The 18,140-nt window shown below is 69.2% G+C and carries 15 protein-coding genes; 5 read left to right on the top strand and 10 right to left on the bottom strand.

Annotated elements, in window-relative coordinates; all coding sequences use genetic code 11:
• Positions 1 to 25 precede the first annotated feature (25 nt).
• Positions 26 to 2,092, bottom strand: a complete 2,067-nt coding sequence (treS, locus tag B146_RS0109480) for a maltose alpha-D-glucosyltransferase (protein WP_019996199.1) — start codon at positions 2,090 to 2,092, stop codon at positions 26 to 28.
• 217 nt (positions 2,093 to 2,309) lie between these two features.
• Here treS and B146_RS25600 point away from each other — a divergent pair, with 217 nt between their 5' ends.
• Complete coding sequence (locus B146_RS25600; RefSeq protein WP_019996198.1) at positions 2,310 to 4,262, top strand: putative bifunctional diguanylate cyclase/phosphodiesterase; 1,953 nt, start codon at positions 2,310 to 2,312, stop codon at positions 4,260 to 4,262.
• A gap of 46 nt (positions 4,263 to 4,308) precedes the next feature.
• Here the strand turns inward: B146_RS25600 and B146_RS25595 are convergent, their stop codons facing one another.
• On the bottom strand, positions 4,309 to 5,346 hold the full coding sequence (locus tag B146_RS25595) for an HD-GYP domain-containing protein (protein ID WP_019996197.1): 1,038 nt from the start codon (positions 5,344 to 5,346) through the stop codon (positions 4,309 to 4,311).
• A gap of 303 nt (positions 5,347 to 5,649) precedes the next feature.
• A complete protein-coding gene (locus B146_RS0109465) occupies positions 5,650 to 5,838 on the bottom strand; it encodes a helix-turn-helix domain-containing protein (RefSeq protein WP_019996196.1) in 189 nt (62 codons plus the stop codon).
• Between the two features lie 368 nt (positions 5,839 to 6,206).
• Here B146_RS0109465 and B146_RS0109460 point away from each other — a divergent pair, with 368 nt between their 5' ends.
• Positions 6,207 to 7,340 (top strand): site-specific DNA-methyltransferase, encoded by a 1,134-nt coding sequence (locus B146_RS0109460; protein ID WP_019996195.1) that lies wholly within the window; start codon positions 6,207 to 6,209, stop codon positions 7,338 to 7,340.
• 101 nt (positions 7,341 to 7,441) lie between these two features.
• On the opposite strand, the gene B146_RS29360 is transcribed toward B146_RS0109460, so the two are convergent.
• From B146_RS29360 to B146_RS0109445, 3 genes are read right to left on the bottom strand one after another with little or no spacing between them, the layout of a single operon-like run.
• Positions 7,442 to 8,038, bottom strand: coding sequence for a DUF1007 family protein (locus B146_RS29360; protein WP_019996194.1), 597 nt, complete (start codon positions 8,036 to 8,038; stop codon positions 7,442 to 7,444).
• Positions 8,035 to 8,808 carry a hypothetical protein gene (locus B146_RS29355; protein ID WP_019996193.1) on the bottom strand — a complete coding sequence of 258 codons (774 nt, stop codon included), beginning with the start codon at positions 8,806 to 8,808 and terminating at the stop codon, positions 8,035 to 8,037. The genes B146_RS29360 and B146_RS29355 overlap by 4 nt, the downstream gene beginning before the upstream one ends.
• Positions 8,795 to 9,394, bottom strand: coding sequence for a HupE/UreJ family protein (locus B146_RS0109445; RefSeq protein ID WP_019996192.1), 600 nt, complete (start codon positions 9,392 to 9,394; stop codon positions 8,795 to 8,797). The genes B146_RS29355 and B146_RS0109445 overlap by 14 nt, the downstream gene beginning before the upstream one ends.
• 565 nt (positions 9,395 to 9,959) lie before the next feature.
• Here B146_RS0109445 and B146_RS0109440 point away from each other — a divergent pair.
• Entirely contained in the window at positions 9,960 to 11,108 is a 1,149-nt protein-coding gene (locus B146_RS0109440; RefSeq protein WP_026358482.1) for a M24 family metallopeptidase, read from the top strand.
• 37 nt (positions 11,109 to 11,145) lie between these two features.
• Here the strand turns inward: B146_RS0109440 and B146_RS0109435 are convergent, their stop codons facing one another.
• The 4 genes from B146_RS0109435 to B146_RS0109420 form a co-directional block, all read right to left on the bottom strand.
• On the bottom strand, positions 11,146 to 11,916 hold the full coding sequence (locus tag B146_RS0109435; protein WP_019996190.1) for an inositol monophosphatase family protein: 771 nt from the start codon (positions 11,914 to 11,916) through the stop codon (positions 11,146 to 11,148).
• Between the two features lie 258 nt (positions 11,917 to 12,174).
• Positions 12,175 to 14,427, bottom strand: coding sequence for a xanthine dehydrogenase family protein molybdopterin-binding subunit (locus B146_RS0109430; RefSeq protein ID WP_019996189.1), 2,253 nt, complete (start codon positions 14,425 to 14,427; stop codon positions 12,175 to 12,177).
• Positions 14,428 to 14,434: 7 nt separating this feature from the next.
• Positions 14,435 to 15,493, bottom strand: a complete 1,059-nt coding sequence (locus B146_RS0109425; protein WP_019996188.1) for an FAD binding domain-containing protein — start codon at positions 15,491 to 15,493, stop codon at positions 14,435 to 14,437.
• Complete coding sequence (locus tag B146_RS0109420; RefSeq protein ID WP_019996187.1) at positions 15,490 to 16,002, bottom strand: (2Fe-2S)-binding protein; 513 nt, start codon at positions 16,000 to 16,002, stop codon at positions 15,490 to 15,492. Before B146_RS0109420 ends, B146_RS0109425 begins: the two co-directional genes overlap by 4 nt.
• A gap of 170 nt (positions 16,003 to 16,172) precedes the next feature.
• Here B146_RS0109420 and B146_RS0109415 point away from each other — a divergent pair, with 170 nt between their 5' ends.
• The gene (locus tag B146_RS0109415) at positions 16,173 to 16,760 is read left to right on the top strand and encodes a TetR/AcrR family transcriptional regulator (protein WP_019996186.1); all 588 of its coding nucleotides are present in this window, start codon (positions 16,173 to 16,175) and stop codon (positions 16,758 to 16,760) included.
• Positions 16,761 to 17,083: 323 nt separating this feature from the next.
• Positions 17,084 to 18,133 (top strand): LacI family DNA-binding transcriptional regulator, encoded by a 1,050-nt coding sequence (locus tag B146_RS0109410; RefSeq protein ID WP_026358481.1) that lies wholly within the window; start codon positions 17,084 to 17,086, stop codon positions 18,131 to 18,133.
• Positions 18,134 to 18,140: the final 7 nt, after the last annotated feature.

The raw sequence follows: 18,140 nt of genomic DNA, 5'->3' as shown, positions 1-18,140 counted from the left end.
GGTAAACGGGCCTTCGTCTCTCCGGTCAGAGCGTCGGCAGCGCGCCGACGATGCGCAGCGACAGGCCTTCCAGCGGATCGAGCGAGATCTTCAGGCGCCCGTCTTCGCCCAGATCCCCTTCGATCGTCTCGGCGATCATGTCCACCACCGGGCCGGCGCGGACATTGGACAGTTCGATCACCTCCTCGATCGGCGTCTGGCCGAAATTCAGCGCCGTGACCTGCGTGCCGCGCCCGTCGGGAAGCTCATGCACCATGACGAGAAGACCGGGGCTCGCGACGTCGGGAATGGCGATCTGGCGCGCGGCGGCGATGCCATAGGCGTCGCGCACCTGCAGAAGGCGCTTGAGGCGCGAGGCGAAGGAGTCCGGGTTCTCCAGCTGTTCGCAGAGCGAGCCGTAGAGCGAGCGGGCGCGCGGCATGCCGCCCGCCGACAGGCGCGCGCCGGGCGCGGCGTCGGTCAGGTCGTAGGCGCCGCGCTCGATCCAGCGCGTGTCGCCGTCGCGCATCATGTCGGCCACCTGCTCGGGCTCGAGCGGCAAGGCGCCGACGAGGTCCCAGCCCGACAGGGCGAAGACGCCCGGCTGATAGGCATTGTACATGGCGAGGAGGAGATGGGCCTTCTGGATCTTCTCCAGCTCCTCGTCGCCGATCGCCGACAGGTCCGAAATGCCGAGCGCGGCGGTGACGACGCTCGCCGTGGTGCAGGCGACGCCATTGGTGACGAAGCGCAGATTGTAGGAGGCCGAGGCGCCGCTCAGCTTCTCGTACATGGTCTCGCGGATATGGGTGCGCAGCGTGCGGCCCTGCCAGGTCTGGCCCTGGAACGTGTAGATGTCGTTGGCGTGCAGGGTCCAGAAATGCACGAGCTCCAGCGTCAGCTCGTCGTGGTTCTGCAGGGCGTGGATCAGCGAGGCCGGGTCGATGCCGAACTCGTGGACCGTGCGCAGCATGAGGCGCAGGAACTCGGTGTCGCCGGTCAGGAGCGCGTGCTGATAGGCGGGGCGCGTGATGAAGTCGTAGGAGAGGTCGGCCCCGCCCTTCGACATGGCGGCGATGTCGTCCACCGTCAGGTTCAGCTCCTGGAAGGAGAAGCCGCCGGCCTTGCGGATCATGCCCGCCAGAAGCTGGTTGCCGACCACCGAAAGCGGATGGCCTTCCGACCAGGCCGGCCCGTCCGTGCGCTTTTCGACGCCCAGGAAGCCGTTGGCGTCGAGGCGCAGGCCCCGCGCGCCCATCTGGTCGATGGAGTGGAGCGCGTCGCCGATGATCATCTGCTGCGCGGCGAAGGACGGGTCGAGCCAGTTGAGGCTCGGCTGGCCTTCCTTGAAGTAGTGGAGATAGACCCAGCGGCGCGTCACGCCGTCGACGCCCGTAATCGGGCCGGTGGCGCTCCAGTCGGTTTCCTTGACGCCCGGCTCGAAGAAGATCACGCGCTGGAGCTGGCCGACGATATAGCCCTTCTCGCGCAGCGCATCGACATTGGAAGGCGGCAGGTTCACCGCGTCGCGGCCCTCGGGCACGTCGAGAAGAAGGCCCCAATCCTCCTCGGCCACTTCCACCATGTGGTAGAGGCCGGGATATTCGCCGTGCTTCATCTCGGCGAGGCGGAAGTCGGCGCCCTTGCCGGTATGGGCAGGCACGACGTCGTCGATCACCACGGCATTGTGGGCGGCGGCCATGCGGCTCAGCGCCACGAATTCCTCGCTCGTGCCGTAGGAGGGGTCGATGTCGAAGCTGATCCGGTCGAAATTGCCGTCGATCGTGGGCGAATAGCGCCCCTCCTTGTAGCCGCCGGCGCGCTTCATCGGCCCGGTGTGGATGCCGCGCACGCCGATCGAGGACAGGGCCGACCAGAGGCGCTGGTCGCCGAGCGTCGAGAGAACCGACTGCCCGTCGCGCGTGACGATGGAGGGGGGATAGGCGGTGAACCAGACGGGCGCGACGGCGGAGGCGACGCGCGGGCGCGTTTCGGCATAGGGGCGCTGCCAAAGCCGGCCCTGGCCGCCGTATTTCTCCGCCGCCATCTTGGCCTGACGCAGCATCGACATCTCGACCAGGGATTCGATCGTCTCGTTCATCGGCATCGACATGCGCTCTTGGCCCCTCGGGTTCTTTCTCGGTGCGAGGGCCAAACGTGGCCCGGACGGGAAGTTTCCGCGCGGGCGCGATCTTTCAAGGCCGGGACGCCGAGTTCGACGGCTCGGCGGAACCGCGCGAGACGCGGGTCTCCCCCAAACGAGGCGCGGACCGGAACGAAATTCCAATACTTCTTCCTTACGTTCGACCGACGTAATGGGCGGATGAATGATGGTGCGCTTTCCCTTCCTGGCGGTTCGCTCTCCGAGAAGCTCGGTTCTTCTCGCCAAGGCGCAATGCGTGGAACTCGGCAAGCAGGTGCCGCTGCTCTATGCCCTTCTCAGCCTCAACACGATCGCGGTCTCCTACACGCTGCGCCATTCGGCGCCGTTCTGGATGACGGTGATCTGTCCCGGTCTTCTCGTCTGCGTATCGATGATCCGTCTGGTCACCTGGCTGTCGTCCAAGCCGGCCACCGACGTCCGGGCCGCGCGCCGCATGCTGCGACGCGTCACCGCGCTCGCCTGCCTGATCACCTTCGCCTTCATGATCTGGGCCCTGCGCCTGCATACCTACGCGGTCGGCGAGGAGCGGGCCCATGTCTCGATGTTCCTGGCCGTCACGGTCATCGGCTGCATCTTCTGTCTGATGCACCTGCCGAGTGCCGCGCTGGCCGTGACCGGCCTCGTCGTCATTCCCTATCTCGTCTTCAGCATCTACCAGGGCGATGCGATCTACCTCGCCATCGCTCTCAATCTCACCTTCGTGACGCTGGTCCTGATCTGGGTGCTGAACACCAGCTTTCGCGGCTTCGAGGAGCGGATTCGCGCGCGCGAGCGGGCCGAGCGCCTCGGCCGCGAGAACATGCGCCTTGCCCATACGGACAAGCTGACCGACCTGCCGAACCGCCGCTTCTTCTTCGCCGAGCTGGCGCGGCGGCTGGAACGAGCCAAGCGCGACCACGCGCCGGTGGCCGTGGGCGTTCTCGACCTGGATCGCTTCAAGCCGATCAACGACACTTACGGCCATATCGTGGGCGACCATCTCCTGGAAGCCGTGGCCCGGCGCCTTCGCACGATCGCCGAAAGCGAGAACAGCGTCGTGATCGGTCGCCTGGGGGGCGACGAGTTCGGCTTCGTCGCCACGCTGGAGCCTGAGGCGGCGCTCGCCGTCGGCCGCCGCCTGTGCGGCGCCCTGTCGGCGCCCTTCGAGATCGAGGACCTCGTTCTGTCGCTCGGCATTTCCTGCGGCCTCGCCCTGTCGACGGACGGCGAGGTGGCCTCGGCGGATCTGTTCAAACGGGCCGACTATGCGCTCTACCAGTCCAAGCGCCACAGCCGCGGGCAGGTCTGCCTTTATTCCGACGACCACGAACGCGAGATCCGCTCGGAAGAGGCGCTGGAACGGGCGCTCAGCACGGCCGACCTCGCGGCCGAGACCGAGCTGCAATTCCAGCCGATCGTGGAGTTCGACACGGGCCGGGTTCAGTTCGTGGAGGCGCTGGCGCGCTGGAACAGCCCGACGCTCGGGCAGGTGCGGCCGGATCTCTTCATCGCCACGGCCGAGCGGATGGGGCTCATCCACGACCTGACGCTGGTCCTGTTCCGCAAGGCGGTGGCGGCGCTGTTGCAGATGCCCGCCGACATCCGCCTGTCGTTCAACCTGTCGGCGCAGGACGTCACCAACCCGCCGACGGTGCTGCATCTCGTGTCGATCGTGCGCCAGTCGGGCATCGATCCCCGGCGCATCGTTCTGGAACTCACCGAAACCGCCGTGATGCGCGACTTCCAGCAGGCGGACGAATCGATCGCGCTTCTGCGCTCGCTCGGCATGGGCATCGCGCTCGACGATTTCGGCACGGGCTATTCCAGCTTGAGCTATCTGCACCGCCTGCCGATCGACAAGGTGAAGATCGACCGCAGCTTCGTGCGCGCCCTTCGCGACATGTCGGGGCACAATCTCCTGCGCTCGATGCTGGCGCTGTGCCGCAGCATGAAGCTCGAATGCGTCATCGAGGGCGTGGAAACGGTGGAGCAGCTCGCGACGCTCCAGTCGCTCGGCGCGAACGCCTTCCAGGGCTATCTCTTCGCGAGGCCCATGCCCTTGCCCGAGCTCTTGCGCTGGATGAACCGGGACGCGGCAGCGGGCGTCCTCCCCGCGCGGCCGGACGGCCGAGCCGTCTGACGGGCGTCAGGCGCGAGGGGGCTTGGGCCGCGCGAGGCCGCCCGCCTCAGGCGCCGGCGGGGCGCGGGTCGGAATAGCCGTTCACGGCACGGGCGGGGCTCGGTCCGGCCGGCCCGTCCGCGAGCTCCGTCGGAATCGTGTCCTCGTAGCCGAGGCAGCGGGCGAACTCGGCGAGAAGCGGCTGGTCGAGATGCCCCTTCCATTCGAACAGGCGCCGCAACGCTTCCTCTGGTGTCCAGGCCTTGCGATAGGGGCGCACCGAGGTCACGGCGTCGTAGACGTCGCAGATCGCCGCCAGGCGAACGGGGCGGCTCAGCTCTTCGCCGGTCAACCCATGGGGATAGCCGGTGCCGTCCAGCCGCTCGTGATGATGGAGGCAGATTTCCAGAACGAGGTCGGGCATGTTCGGATAGCCCGACAGGATGCGATGGCCTTCCACCGGATGCGTGCGGATGAGGTCCATCTCCTTGTCGGTGAGGCCGGAGGGTTTCAGGAGAACGGAGGAGGGGATCAGGATCTTGCCGATATCGTGCAGCAGCCCGGCCATGCCGAGCTGGTGCAGGTCCTCCTCGTCCATTTCCAGATGCCGCCCGAAGCGCAGCATCAGGGCGCTGACCGCGATCGAATGGAGATAGGTGTAGGAATCGGTGGACTTGATCCGGGTCAGGCCGATCAGCGCCGTCGTGCTTCCGGTGAGCGAGGCGAGAATCTCGCGCGTCACCGACAGGGCGAGTGCGGGATCGGGCGTGCGGCCCATGCGCGCTTCGCCGAACAGCCGGCTCATGGCCTTCTTGCAGGTGCGCACGGTGCGCTCGGCGCGGCGCAGCTGGTCGGCCGACAGCGTGTCCGGACGGGAGGGCGCACCGCGCAGGACGGGCGCCGCGCGCGCTGCTTCCGCTGCGCTCACCGACTTGCTTTCGTCGATCGTCACGCCGGCCACGGAGCTTGCCTGAAGGCGGGCAAGGTCGCTCGCTTTCGTCAGGAGAAAGTGGGTCCGCCAGAACGGGTGGTCGATCCAGCTTCCCTCGAAGCCGACGATATACATTCCCAAACGCGCGTCCTGCGGGCGAATGAGCTTCAACATGAGGCGCGACCGTCTTGGAAGAGAGCAGAGGCTCGGCCCCCAGTTCCGGTTCAGGAGTGAGAAACGGAGGGCCTGCCTACAAGCATATAGTCTTAATTTTATTTAAGTCAGCTGTATCGCCGTTTCGGAACTCCCTCAAGATCCGTACGGAGTTGACGTAGCGTTATGCGCCGGCGCTCCCTCCTGCATAGGCGCAGGGTGCCATGCGGCGTGCGATCTGTGGGACGACCAAGAAGCAGTGTTCATTCCCTGGTAAGAGAGTTGTGTTTCACGTGAAACACGCGCCGATTCGAGGTTTTGGGCTCAGGCCAGGAGGTCCTCCGGCTTGACGCGAAAATGCTGGGCCAGGCGCTGAAGCGCGCGGGGCGCGATCTCTTCGCGGCCATTCTCGATCGCCTGGATGAGGGGGATGGGGAGCCCCGTGGAACGCGCCACGGTTTCCACCGTGTCGCCATCTGTCGTGCGCAAGCGGCGGACATTCTCCGACAACATGGTTTGATCTCCTTTGGGGATCTGGCGTGGATGGGCCAGCGCTAAGTGCGGCCGCGCGAGACGCGAAGTGGGCGTGAGAGAGGGGCCCGCGCGATTTCGGGCAGAATGGCCCGGGATTTGGCGGGCCGCGCCCCGAACGTCAAGAACCGCTCCTGCATCCAGCCGAAACGCCGAGCGCGGAGCGGGTGTCCCGCGCAATCGATACCGATCCGGAACGAACTATTAACCCTCTTCGGTAACCATGTTGGGGAAAGGTCGCGGCTTGGGTTCGCGGCTTGTGTTGGGTGTTTGAGTGGGTGTGCGCCATGGCTGGAGCTGCAGCGGTCCGGGTCTCTCGTTCGGTGGCGCGCGGAGCGGGAAGCGCGTCAGTGCCGCTCGTCGCCCCCGGTGCCGCTGGCGAGGCGCAGGCCAAGCCCGAATGGCTCGACACGATCATCAAGGGCGACTGCGTGTCCCGCATGGCGATGCTGCCCGCCGGCAGCGTCGACGCGATCTTTGCCGACCCGCCCTATAATTTGCAGCTCGGCGGCGATCTCACCCGCCCCGACCAGTCGCGCGTCGATGCCGTCACCGAGGACTGGGACCGGTTCGAGAGCTTCGAGGCCTATGACGCCTTCACCCGCGCCTGGCTGCTGGCCGCCCGCCGGCTCCTGAAGCCCAATGGCACGATCTGGGTGATCGGCTCCTATCACAACATCTTCCGCGTCGGCGCGATCATGCAGGATCTCGGCTTCTGGATGCTGAACGACATCGTCTGGCGCAAGACCAACCCGATGCCGAACTTCCGGGGCCGTCGCTTCCAGAACGCGCACGAGACGATGATCTGGGCGTCCCGCTCGGCCGAGGCCAAGAGCTACACGTTCAACTACGACGCCATGAAGGCGGCCAACGACGACACGCAGATGCGCTCGGACTGGCTGTTTCCGATCTGCTCGGGCTCGGAGCGGCTGCGCGACGAGGACGGCGGCAAGGTGCACCCCACCCAGAAGCCCGAGGCGCTTCTGGCGCGGGTGATCCTGTCCTCCACCAAGCCGGGCGACACGATCCTCGATCCGTTCTTCGGCACCGGCACGACCGGCGCGGTGGCCAAGCGCCTCGGCCGGCACTTCGTCGGCATCGAGCGCGAGGACAGCTATATCGAGGCGGCGGCCGAGCGCATCCTGGAAGTGGAGCCCCTGTCGGCGGCAGCGCTCGCCTCCAACGGCGGCAAGCGGGCCGAGCCGCGCGTGCCCTTCGCCGCGCTTCTCGACATGGGCCTCGTGCAGCCGGGCGCGGAACTGACCTGCGCCAAGGGCCGGCACGTGGCGCATGTGCAGGCCGACGGGACGATCCGCTCGGGCGAGGGCGAGCCCGCCTCGATCCACAAGATCGGCGCGCGGGTGCAGGGGCTCGATGCCTGCAACGGCTGGACCTTCTGGTACTTGCGCGAGGGCGCGCGCCTCACCCCGATCGATGCTTTCCGCCAGACCGTGCGCGAGGCGATCGCCAAGGCCGGGCTCTGAGGCGGCGGGCGCTCATGCTGTTCGGCGTCTCGGCACGGTTTCGCCCCCGTTCGGAGATTTTCCCATTCGATAAGCCGGCTAATGGAGCCTTGCGACACGTTTCATGAACAGGTGACGCTCGCCTCTTGCGGGATCACCAACCCGTCGAAATAGGCTTCCGAGGGTTTCGAGGTGATCGTGCCGCGACAGGTCGCGGGCGGATCGCCGTGGAGATAGATCGCCTGTCCCGCCCCGAAGCGCGCGCCGACCGCGTAGTCCGGGTCCTTGATCTCGACGCCGAGCCGCGCCGTCTGCGGCGCGACGGGCTGCGCGAGGCGCAGGCCGAAGGAAAAGGTGACGCGCCCGCCGTCCGCTGCCGCCCTGAAGCCGAAGGGCTCGGGAACATCCAGAGGCTGCGCGTCGAGGCTCAGGAAGGTGAAATAGTGGATCGCGGCCAGCCGCGCGAAGGTCTCGTCGCGGATCGCCCCGCTTTCGCTCTCGCTGAAGGCCCCGTCGCCGTCCGCGTCGTAATCGGCCAGAAGCTGCGCGCTGAACGTTTCGTCGAAGGTCCAGCTTTCGCCGAGACCCGTGATGATCCCGTTCTCGAAATTGAACAGGAGATGGCATTCCATCGTGATGTCGGGATGCGCGCGCGCGGGCAGGGCCGCGAGCGACAGCGCGGCGACGAGCGCAAGGCGGAGCGGCAAGGCGCGGCTCATGGCGAAGCGCCCTCCCCGAAGGGCATGGCGCGGGCGGGCGCGCGGGGAAACAATTCGTCCGCCGCCGGCCCGGCGAGAGGGTTCGGCCCGGGCGGCGCGGCGATGGGTGGGGGCGTGGGCGGCGCGACCGGGAGCACGCGGCGCGGCGCGATCGAGGCCGCGCCATAAAGCAGGCCGATCGCCAGAAGCCAGCTTCCGATGATACGCGAGCCGATCTGCAGCCAGCGCGGGTGGAAGGCGCGAGCGGTCAGCGACACGGCCAGAAGCGCCCAGAGGGCGGCGCAAAAGCCGATCGGCGCGACGCGCGGATCGTGCAGCGTCGGGTCGGTGAGGCGCATTGCGACCATATGAAGAAAGCCGGCGAGCGCGGAGAAGCCGGGCGCGACTGCGGCGCCCAGGCGGCGCGGCAGGAGCAGGAGGAGGCCCGCGCCGACCGCCGCGATCGGCCCGGTCAGGAAGAGGTGTTCGGCGGCATGGGGCACGGGCGCCATCAGCGCGAGAAACACGGCCTGCCCCTCCCAGCCCGCAAGCGCCCCGGCGGCAAACAGGGCGAGCGAGACGAGAAAGCTCGGGCGGGCCAGAAACGACAGCGCGAGGCCGAGGCCGGCGAGCGGCAGAAGCCGCTCGAAGCCGAGCGGCCCGACCAGCGCCCATCGCGTCAGGATTTCGCCGCCGTCCCGGTTTTCGAGAAGGAGAAGCGCTGCGCCCGCCGCCCCGAGGGCGAGAAGCGAAGGGCCGGCCCAGCGAAGGGCGCGCTCAGGCGGATGCAAGGAAATAGCCGCCGCCGAGCGTGATGAGGAACCCCAGCGCACGGGCGATCCGGCCATGGAAGGGGCGGTGCAGCGCGAGGCCGACACCGATGCCGAGAAGATGGATGAGGCCGGTCGCCAGCACGAAGCCGATCGCGTAATCGGCCGGATCGGCCGCGCTCGGCAATTCCGCGCCATGGGCATAGCCATGGCAGATCGCGAAGACGGAGATCAGCGCGAGCGCGGCCCATTCGGGCGGCTTCCAGGCACAGGCGACGGCGAGCCCGAGGCCGACCAGCGACAGGGCAATGCCGATCTCGATGCCCGGCAGAAGAAAGCCGGAAATGCCGAGCACGCCGCCGAGCACCATGATGAGCGGGAAGGTGACGGGCAGCGTCCAGACCGAGCGCCCGCCCATCTGCGCGCCCCAAAGGCCGACCGCGAACATGGCGAGAAAATGGTCCGCGCCACTCAGCGGATGCTCGAAACCACTGCCGAACCCCCCGGCCGCGCCTTGCAGGATATGCGCCTGCGCCAGACCCGGCGCGACGAGCACTGAAGCCAGAAAGGCGAGGGGCAGGGCGGACAGGCGAAGCGACGCACGCATGAGAACTCGCTGGGTTGAACGCGACGGACAGGACGCGCGGACCGGACTCGTTGGTTGAGTCACTCTATCACGAAAACGCGAGCGGCTCGTGATCCCGATCCGCTTCGATCATGGCGGAAACAGGACGGAGCGGCGGAGGGGGGCGAGGCGGAGGGCGGGGAGACGAACGGGATCGCCTGAAACCGTCGCCGCCGAGGCTTGTGCTTGTCCGCACCGCGCGGTGGGGGGCGCTTCCGTCGCCGGCAGGTCGTTCGCCTTCGGGGGGCTTCGATGGGGTTCGCCCGCCGGGCGCATCGACGTTCGGCCTTCGTCGCCTCGGTCGAGGACCGCAGGTAAAACGCCGCGCGTTCGGCTGGTCGAAGTTCGGCCCATCCCGAAGGCCCGGCCCCGTCAATCTCACGCCGATCCCGTCCCGCGTATCGGGCCCGGCCGAAATCGCTCGGCCATCCCCTGCCCGAAGGTCTTCTCACGGCTCCACAGGCAAAAGCCGACTCGGCTTTCGCGGGAAATGGTCTAGACAGGCGGAAAGCGCCGCGTGCGCCGCCCCGATCATCGGACGTTTCTCATGACCTCTTCCGCTTCCTGGCCCCATCCCGTTCCCCGGATCAGCGAGGCCGAGCGCCGGGAGCGATTGGAGCGCCTGCGCGCGGCGATGGACGCGGCGGGCGTCGCCGGGCTTCTCCTCGGCTCGACCGAGAGCCTTCGCTATTTCACCGGCTTCGTCTGGCATGCGAGCGAGCGGCTGTGCGGCGCGCTCGTGACGCGCGACCGGCTCGTCTACATCGTGCCCGGCTTCGAAGTCTCGCGCTTCGAGACCCTGCCGCACCTGCCCGGCGAATGCGCCGCGTGGCAGGAGGACGAGGACCCGGCGGCGCTGGTCGCAAGCCTTCTCGGACTGGGCACCCTCGCGCTCGACGAGCAGCTGCCGCTCTTCGTCTATCACCGTCTGGCGACCCTTCTCGGCCTAGTGCGCCTTTGCGACGGCGGGCCGCTCGTGTCGGCGCAGCGCATCCGCAAGTCGCCCGCCGAGATCGCGCTGATCCGCCATGCGATGGGTCTGACGCGGCAGGTGCAGGCCACGGCCCAGGCCGCGATGCGCCCCGGCGTGCGCGCTTCCGAGATCGTCGCGCTGATCGATGCCGAGCATCGCCGGCTCGGCGCGGATGGGGGCTCGACCTTCGCCATCGTCTCCTTCGGCGCGGCGACGGCCCTGCCGCATGGCGCGGACGGCGATCAGGTGCTGGAAGCGGGCGACCTGATCCTCGTGGACACGGGCTGCCGCCTCGACGGCTATCATTCCGACCTCACCCGCACCTACTCGCTGGAGGCGCCGGAGGCCGAGATCGCGCGCATCTGGGCGATCGAGCGCGAAGCGCAGGACGCCGTCTTCGCCGCCGCGCGGCCGGGCGCGCCCTCTGCCGCGCTGGACGAGGCGGCGCGAGCCGTTCTCGCGCGCCACGGGCTCGGGCCGGATTACCGCCTGCCAGGCCTGCCGCACCGCGCCGGCCACGGGCTCGGCCTCGAAATCCACGAACAGCCCTATATCGTGCGCGGCAATGCGCGCGCGCTGGAGCCCGGCATGTGCTTCTCGGTGGAGCCGATGATCGTCCTGCCGGGCCGTTTCGGCATCCGGCTGGAGGATCATGTCGTCGTCACCGAGACGGGCGCGGAATGGTTTACCCGCCCGCAAGGGAGCGTGACCGATCTCGGCTGATCGCTGAACCGCCGTCCGGCCCGCCCGCGCGGGCGGGTCAGCCGGCGATCAGAGCCAGCGCCTCGGCATGGAGCGCCCGCGTCGCGGCGGCGAGGACGCGGCCCTCGGAGCGCAGCGTCAGCGCCTCGCCCGCCCAGTCGGTGACGATGCCGCCCGCCGCCTCGATCACGGGAACGATCGCGGCGAAGTCGTAGGGCTGGAGGCCGCATTCGACGACGAGATCGCAATGGCCGGACGCCAGAAGGCCATAGATGTAGCAGTCGCCGCCATAGCGGCGGATCGCGGTTCGCTCCGTGAAGCGGCGCAAGATCGCCTCGTCCGCGCCCCGGAAGGCTTCGGGCGATGTCGTGAAGAAGCCCGCTTCGCCGAGCCTCTCGCAGCGGCTCGCGCGAGCCGGCGCGCCGTTGAACGTCGCGCCCGACGGCCCGCCCGTCCAGCGCTCACCGAGCGCCGGCATGTCGATCGCGCCGAGAACCGGCCGGTCGTCCTCGCACAGGGCGATCAGCGTGCCGAAGAGCGGCAGGCCGGTGACGAAGCTCTTGGTGCCGTCGATCGGGTCGATCACCCAGGTCGTGCCGCTGCCGGGCTTCATGCCCATCTCCTCGCCGAACACGCCATGCTCGGGAAAGCGCGCCTCGATCTCGGCCCGCAGCGCCGCCTCGATCGCGCGGTCGGCCACCGTCACCGGGCTCTCGTCCGCCTTGGTGACGATGTCGAGCGCGGTGCGGAAATGCCGGAGCGCGATCGGCCGGGCGAGATCGCAAAGCGCCTCGGCAAAGCGCAGGAGCGCGTCGGGGGAGGGGGACATGGCGGCGATCGCTCCTGAAAAAACGAAACGGGAGCTTTGTGCCGCAGGGGCGCACATCCGCGCAAGGCAGCCATGGGCGGCGATGGGCGGCGCCGCTATCGCTCGACAGGACGGTGGGGTCGACTGGCCGGAACTCGGTGTCTCGGTGTCTCGGTGTCTCGCCGATGCCGAGCGCCCGCCTTGGTCCGGCAGGAACTCGGCGCCTTCCCGGCGTGGAAAATCCCCCCGCCGGCCTTCTCGCCGGCGAGGGGGCTCGTCTCAAAGAAGGTCCGCGAGCGTGATCGGGAAGCGGCGGATGCGGCGGCCCGTGGCGTGCCAGACTGCGTTGGCGACCGCGCCGCCCGTGCCGGTGATGCCGATCTCGCCGACGCCCTTGATGCCGAGCGCGTTCACATGCGGGTCGTCCTCATGCACGAGGATCGTCTCCAGCGAGGGCACGTCGGCGTTCACGGGGATCGCATATTCGGCAAGGTCGGCATTCATCACCCGGCCCGAGCGGCGATCGACCACCGCGTGCTCGTGCAGGGCGAAGGACACGCCCCAGATCATGCCGCCGAAAAGCTGGCTCTGCACGAGCTTGGGGTTGATGACCCGGCCCGCCGCGAAGGCGCCGACGAGGCGCGTCGCGCGGATCTGGCCGAGTTCGGGATCGACCTTCACCTCGGCGAAGACCGCGCCATGCGCGTGCATGGCATAGGCCTCCTGTGCCGCGCCGTCGGCCGACGCCTGGCCCTCGGCCTCGATCTTGTCGAGCCCCGCCCGCTCCAGGATCGCCGTGAAGCTCTCGGTGCGCGAGGCGTCGTCGCGCCGCACGAGCTGCCCGCCCTGCGCGATGAAGCCGACATTGCCCGCGCCGAACAGGGGCGAGCGCTCGTCCCGCGCGGCGAGTTCGCCGAGCTTGGCGATCACGGCGACACCCGCCTGATGCAGCGCCATGCCGGCGGTCGCCGTGTGGCCCGAACCGCCGGCGATGCCGGCGTCCGGCAGGTCCGACGTGCCGGCGCGGAACTCCACCTCGTCCATGCTCAGACCGATCGCGTCCGCGCCGATCTGGGCGAGCGCCGTCCAGGCGCCCTGGCCCATGTCGTGCGCGCCGGTCTCGATCAGCCCGGTGCCGTCGCGCCGGATCGTGGCGCGCGCCTTGGCCTGGAACATCAGCGCCGGGAAGGTCGCCGTGCCCATGCCCCAGCCGACGAGCAGCCCCTGTTCGTCGCGCATGGCGCGCGGCGCCAGCGGCCGGCGCGACCAGCCGAAGCGCTCCGCCCCCTGCCGGTAGCATTCGCGCAGGGCCTTGGAGGAGAACGGCTTGCCCGAGATCGGCTCGACCTCGGCATAGTTCCGGAGGCGGAAGGCGAGCGGGTCGAGCCCCGCCGCCTCGGCGGCCTCGTCGATGGCGCTTTCCAGGGCGATCGAGCCGGTGGCCTCGCCGGGCGCCCGCATGAAGAGCGGCGTGCCCGTGTCGAGCCGCACCGCCTCGTAGCTCGTGCGGATCGAAGGCGCGGCATAGAGCGTGTGCGCGACGTCGGCGGCGGGCTCGAAGAAGTCGTCGAACGTGCTGGAGGTCGTGCGCGTGTGGTTCTCGATCGAGCGCAGCGCGCCGTCGCCGGACACGCCGATGCGGATGCGCTGGCGGGTCGGCGCGCGGTGGCCGACCGGCCCGAACATCTGCTCGCGGCGCAGGACGAGCTTCACCGGGCGGCCGGTCATCCTGGCCGCGAGAATGCCGAGGACCTGCGGCCCGGCGGGAACGCCCTTGGAGCCGAAGCCGCCGCCGAGAAACGGGCTGCGGATATGGATCTTCTCGGGCGCGATCCCGAACAGGCCGGCGAGCCGCCCTTGCGCGATGGCGAGACCCTGGCTCGGCATGTCCAGAGACAGCTGGTCGCCGTCCCAGCTGGCGACGACGCTGTGGGGCTCCATGGCGTTGTGATATTGCGCCGGCGTCTCGTAGGTCGCCTCGATCCGATGATCGGCCTCGGCAAAGCCCGCTTCCACGTCGCCGGTTTCGGCAAAGGCCGGGTTGCCGACGCCGACCGAAGGGGGCGTGAAGACCTCCGCCCCGTCGAGCCCGGTGCGGGCCGGCTCGGCCTCGTAGCGGGGCTCCAGCAGCATCGCGCCTTCGCTCGCCGCTTCCAGCGTCTGCGCAATCACCACGGCGATGGGCTGGGTCGGATAGCGCACGCGGTCGTTCTGCAGGAGATCGAGCCGGAACATGAAGGGGTTGGACTTCTCGTCCGGGTCGCTGGCGAGCGCCGGGCGGTTGGCGGCCGTCATCACCTCCACGACGCCCGGATGGGCGCGCGCGGCGGCCTCGTTCAGCGAGACGACGCGCCCGCGCGCGATGGTGGCCGTCGCGACCACCGCATAGAGCATCCCGTCCGGGTGGTTGTCGGCGGCATAGGTCGCCGCGCCCGTCACCTTCAGGACGCCGTCCCGCCGGGTCAGCGGCTGGCCGATATTGGAGCCGTGTCGGGCGCGCCGGCCGTTCTCGCTCAAACCGATCTCAGACATACCGATCTCAGACATGGAGGACACCTGCGGGGAGAGGGGCGAAGGGCGAGGCGGGAAGCGCGGGCAGGCGCTCCGGCGTGCCCTGCGCGGCCATCAGAAGCGCGCGGATGACGATGCGCCGCGCCAGCTCGATCTTGTGGGCGTTGTCGCCGGAGGGCCGCGCCTCGCCGAGCGCGGCTTGCGCGACGCGCGCGAAAAGCTCGCGCCCCGGCGCCTCGCCGGCGAGCAACGCTTCCGCCGCCTCGGCCCGCCAGGGTTTCAGCGCGACGCCGCCGAGCGCGAGGCGGCCGGCGCGGATCACGCCGCCATCCATCTCCAGCATCGCCGCGGCCGAGACCAGGGCAAAGGCATAGGACGTGCGCTCGCGAACTTTGAGATAGCGCGAGTGTGCGGCGAAGCGCTCGGCCCCGGCCGGAAGGATCACGGCCAGAATCATCTCAGCCGGCGCGAGAGCGGTTTCGCGCTCCGGCGTGTCGCCGGGCAGGAGATGGAACGCGGTGAAGGGCACGGTGCGCCGCCCGGCCGGGCCCTCGATCTCGACGAGGGCCCCGAGGGCCGCGAGCGGCACGCAGAAGTCGGACGGGTGCGTCGCGATGCAGCGCTCGCTCCAGCCGAGCACGGCATGGGCGCGGTTCTCGCCCTCGATCGCGTCGCAGCCCGTGCCGGGCTCGCGCTTGTTGCAGGCGCTGGCCGTGTCGTAGAAGTAGCGGCAGCGCGTGCGCTGGAGGAGATTGCCCCCGGTGGTCGCCGCATTGCGCAGCTGCGCCGAGGCGCCCGACAGAAGCGCTTCCGCGACGGCCGGATAGCGCGCGGCAAAGCTGGTGTCATGGGCGAGATCGGCATTGCGCACGAGCGCGCCGATGCGCGTCGCGCCGTCCGGCAGCGTCTCGATGCGGGACAGGTCCGGCAGATGCGTGATGTCGACGAGGCGCCCGGGCCGCGCCACGCCGCCCTTCATCAGGTCGAGAAGATTGGTGCCGGCCGCGAGATAGGCCGCGCCCGGCTCGGCGGCGGCCGCCACGGCCTCGGCGACGCTCGCTGGCTTGACGTATTCGAACCGGTTCATGCCGCCGTCTCCGTAAGCGTGTCCGCGCTCGTGCCGGCGATCCGCGCCTGCGCGTCCAGAACGGCCTGTGTGATCCCCGCATAGGCGGCGCAGCGGCAGAGATTGCCGCTCATGCCCTCGCGCACCCGCTCCGGATCGTCGCCCGCCTGCCCCTCGGACAGGAGGCCGACCGCGCTCATGATCTGGCCGGGCGTGCAGTAGCCGCACTGGAACCCGTCATGCTCGATGAAGGCCGCCTGCACGGGATGCAGCGTGCCGTCCGGGCCGGCCAGTCCCTCGATCGTGGTGATCGCCGCGCCGTCGAAGCTCAGTGCCAGCGCCAGGCAGGAATTGATCCGCCGCCCGTCCGCCAGCACCGTGCAGGCGCCGCATTGGCCTCGATCGCAGCCCTTCTTGGTGCCGGTGAGATCGAGGCGCTCGCGCAGGAGGTCGAGCAGCGTCACGCGCGGATCGTCGATCGCGATCGCCCGCCTTTCGCCGTTGATCGTCAGATGGATCGTCGGGTTCATGCGGTCCCCCGTTCAGTATATGTCGAATGGAATGGCGAGCGCCGCGCCCCCTGGCGAACGGCGGAGTCGTCGAGCATTGCGCGGGCGGGACGAACCAGGTCCCAAGCCTTGCATATAAATATACGGAGGGCCCCTCCGTTTACAAGTGTCGAGGAGTTCTAAACAGGAAGATGGCACCGGAGGCGACCAAGGCAACGCGCAAGCCACGCGCCGATTCCCTGAAGAACCGCGAGCGGCTTCTCGTGGCGGCGGCGGACGTGTTCCGCGCCGGCGGGGAGGGGGCGAGCCTGGAAGCGGTGGCGCGGCGCGCGGGCGTCGGCATCGGGACGCTGTATCGCCATTTTCCGACGCGCGAGGCGCTGTTCGAGGCGGTCTATCGCCGCGAGGTGGACCAGCTGACGGATCTCGCCCGGCAACTCACGGATGCCGAGGAGCCGGTCGCGGCCCTGCGGCAATGGCTTCACGCCGGGGTCGGCATGGTGGCGACGAAGCGGGGCATGTTGAGCGCGCTCGCGATCGCGATGGACGGCGCCTCCGACCTCCAGGCCTATTCGCTGCGCCATCTCACCGCCGCGATCGACCTTCTCCTGGGCCGCGCGGTCGCGAGCGGCGCGATCCGCCCCGATATCGGGCCGGACGATCTCCTCCAGACGCTGATCGGCCTCTGCCTCATGGGCCGCCAGCCCGGCTGGGAAGCCGGCACGATGCGCCTCATCGACGTGTTCGTGGACGGGCTGCGCTTGCCGAACGCCGGCTAAGAGCCGGGGACAAAACCCTTCGGGTCGATCCGCCGGGTCTTTCCGTCCCCGATCATCGTTGCCGATGCTCGCCGATGCGCTGCATCGCCTCCGCTCGGCGCCTTGCCGGGAACGAAAATCCCTCGCCGGCTCTCCGCCGCAGGGTTCTATCCTCGGCTCTAAGAGGCCTTCGGGAGCGCGCTTTCGATCAAAGCCGCGTGAGACGCCGGCGCAATCTGGTCGCGTCACCTCATTTTGGACGGGCGCGGACCGGGCCTCCTCCGCGATCATGATTGACGTCTGTCAGTCTGCCTTCGATAGTCGGCGCCGGGAGGAAATCATCCATGCGAAGCCCCACGTTGCACGACGTGGCGCGGACCGCTGGTGTCAGCTATTCGACCGCCGATCGCGTTCTGAACGGGCGTGGCGGCGTAGCGGAGAAGTCTGTCCTGCGCGTCCAGCACGCCATTCACGAACTGGGCTACATCCGGGACATCCATGCCGCGAACCTGTCGCGGCGGCGGAGCTATCGCTTTCATTTCTTCCTGCCGCGCGGCGAGCACGGCTTCTTTTCGGTCCTGCGCGAAACGCTCCTTGGCGAGGCGGCGGGGCGCGCGACGGATCGCTTTCTCGTCACCTGTCGCGACGTGCCGGCCTTCGACGCCGAACGGCTGGCGGCCGAGTTGAACCGGCTGGAGCCGGGCGAATGCGACTGCGCGGCCGTGGTCGGCGCGGATTCGCCCGCGCTGACGGCGGCCATCGCCCGGCTCGCCGCGCTTCGAATTCCGGTGGTGACGCTCGTGTCCGACACGGCGAGCGACGCGCGCAGCCTCTATGTCGGGATCGACAACCGCGTGGCCGGGCGCACCGCCGGCCGGCTCATGCGCATGGCGCATCGCGGCCGCACGGGCCGCGTTCTCCTCGTGCTCGGCACGATGGGCGTGCGCGATCACCGCGAGCGGCTGGAAGGCGCGCGCGAGGTCATGGGCGCGCCGGAAGCGGGGCTGGACCTTCTTCCGCCGATCGAGGTGCAGGACCAGCCCGACACGATGCGCGAGCGCTTGGGCGAAGCGCTGCGAAGCGACGGGGCGATTTCGGGCGTTTACTCGATCGGCGCCGGCAATCGCGCGCTGATCGATCTCGTCGGCACGCTGCCGGGGCCGCGCCCCTTCGCCATTCTGCACGAACTCACGCCCTATAGCCGGGCGGCGCTGGAAAAGGGGCTGATCGACGCCGTGATCGACCAGAAGCCGGCCGAGGAGATCGCCCGGGCGCTCGACGCGATGCGCGCGCTCGCCGACGGGCAGGCCCCGCCCGCGACCGAGATCGTGCCGACCATCTATCTCAAGGACAACCTGCCCGGCGCCGGCCGGGCGGCGGAGAAGGCCTCGTGAGCGGCGC

Source organism: Aureimonas ureilytica DSM 18598 = NBRC 106430 (assembly GCF_000382705.1).
Lineage (GTDB): Bacteria > Pseudomonadota > Alphaproteobacteria > Rhizobiales > Rhizobiaceae > Aureimonas > Aureimonas ureilytica.
This window is presented reverse-complemented; position numbering and strand designations above follow the sequence as displayed.

What these genes read in the sequence shown, in the direction of transcription:
- B146_RS0109420 (WP_019996187.1), bottom strand. Translation starts at nt 16,002, where the DNA reads ATGAACCCGACGATCCATCTGACGATCAACGGCGAAAGGCGGGCGATC.
- B146_RS0109440 (WP_026358482.1), top strand. Translation starts at nt 9,960, where the DNA reads ATGACCTCTTCCGCTTCCTGGCCCCATCCCGTTCCCCGGATCAGCGAG.
- B146_RS0109425 (WP_019996188.1), bottom strand. Translation starts at nt 15,493, where the DNA reads ATGAACCGGTTCGAATACGTCAAGCCAGCGAGCGTCGCCGAGGCCGTG.
- treS (WP_019996199.1), bottom strand. Translation starts at nt 2,092, where the DNA reads ATGTCGATGCCGATGAACGAGACGATCGAATCCCTGGTCGAGATGTCG.
- B146_RS25595 (WP_019996197.1), bottom strand. Translation starts at nt 5,346, where the DNA reads ATGTTGAAGCTCATTCGCCCGCAGGACGCGCGTTTGGGAATGTATATC.
- B146_RS0109465 (WP_019996196.1), bottom strand. Translation starts at nt 5,838, where the DNA reads ATGTTGTCGGAGAATGTCCGCCGCTTGCGCACGACAGATGGCGACACG.
- B146_RS25600 (WP_019996198.1), top strand. Translation starts at nt 2,310, where the DNA reads ATGGTGCGCTTTCCCTTCCTGGCGGTTCGCTCTCCGAGAAGCTCGGTT.
- B146_RS29360 (WP_019996194.1), bottom strand. Translation starts at nt 8,038, where the DNA reads ATGAGCCGCGCCTTGCCGCTCCGCCTTGCGCTCGTCGCCGCGCTGTCG.
- B146_RS0109415 (WP_019996186.1), top strand. Translation starts at nt 16,173, where the DNA reads ATGGCACCGGAGGCGACCAAGGCAACGCGCAAGCCACGCGCCGATTCC.
- B146_RS0109430 (WP_019996189.1), bottom strand. Translation starts at nt 14,427, where the DNA reads ATGTCTGAGATCGGTTTGAGCGAGAACGGCCGGCGCGCCCGACACGGC.
- B146_RS0109410 (WP_026358481.1), top strand. Translation starts at nt 17,084, where the DNA reads ATGCGAAGCCCCACGTTGCACGACGTGGCGCGGACCGCTGGTGTCAGC.
- B146_RS0109445 (WP_019996192.1), bottom strand. Translation starts at nt 9,394, where the DNA reads ATGCGTGCGTCGCTTCGCCTGTCCGCCCTGCCCCTCGCCTTTCTGGCT.
- B146_RS0109435 (WP_019996190.1), bottom strand. Translation starts at nt 11,916, where the DNA reads ATGTCCCCCTCCCCCGACGCGCTCCTGCGCTTTGCCGAGGCGCTTTGC.